Source organism: Mesorhizobium sp. M7A.F.Ca.US.014.04.1.1 (assembly GCF_003998745.1).
Classification (GTDB): domain Bacteria; phylum Pseudomonadota; class Alphaproteobacteria; order Rhizobiales; family Rhizobiaceae; genus Mesorhizobium; species Mesorhizobium ciceri.
The window spans coordinates 1-716 of the sequence record NZ_RZRW01001266.1 but is presented as its reverse complement, the minus strand read 5'-3'; the positions used below and the strand labels follow the sequence as shown (position 1 = coordinate 716).

The 716-nt window shown below is 70.4% G+C and carries 1 protein-coding gene; it reads right to left on the bottom strand.

The features are described from left to right. Positions 1-716: 4-hydroxythreonine-4-phosphate dehydrogenase PdxA (locus EOA22_RS35990; RefSeq protein ID WP_127390728.1), on the bottom strand; the 716-nt coding region annotated here is incomplete at both ends.

Genomic DNA, 716 nt, shown 5'->3' with positions numbered 1-716 from the left:
CAACGTGTCGGCCGGCAAAGGGCCGAAAGCGTCGATGCCTTCGGCGCGCAGGATGTCGACCGCCGGGCGCACGATCCGCTCGTCCTCGAGGCCCATGGCGCCGCCTTCGCCGGCATGTGGATTGAGCCCGGCAATCGCCAGCCGTGGCCTGGCAATGCCGAAGCGGCCGGCAAGGTCGGCAGCGGTGATGCGCGCGGTGGCGACGATCAGTTCGGTGGTCAGTGCCTTCGGCACCTCGGCCAGCGCTATGTGGATGGTGACGGGAACGGTGCGCAGGTCGGGTCCTGCCAGCATCATCACCGGCATCGCCTCGACGCCGCTGTGCCGAGCCGCCAGATGCGCCAGATATTCGGTGTGGCCGGGAAAGCGAAAGCCGGCATCGTAGAGCGGCTTCTTGGCGATGGGGCAGGTGACCACGGCCGAGGCTTCGCGGGCAAGGCAATCGGCGACGGCGCGGTCGATGGCCTCGATCGTGGCGGCCGCATTGGCCGGATCCGGCTGGCCGGGGCTGTCGATGCAGCCTGCAGCCAGCGGAACGATCGGCAAGGCGCGGGCAAAGACCTGCGCCGCTTGTGCCGGGGTGGCTTCGGCGATCGGCAGCGAGAGGCCGAGCAGGCGCGCCCGGGAGGCGATCAGCGCCGGATCGGCGAGCAGGTAGAAGGGGGGCAGGGCGGCAGCTTCACGCGCCATGAAGGCGGCGATGGCGATCTCCGGCC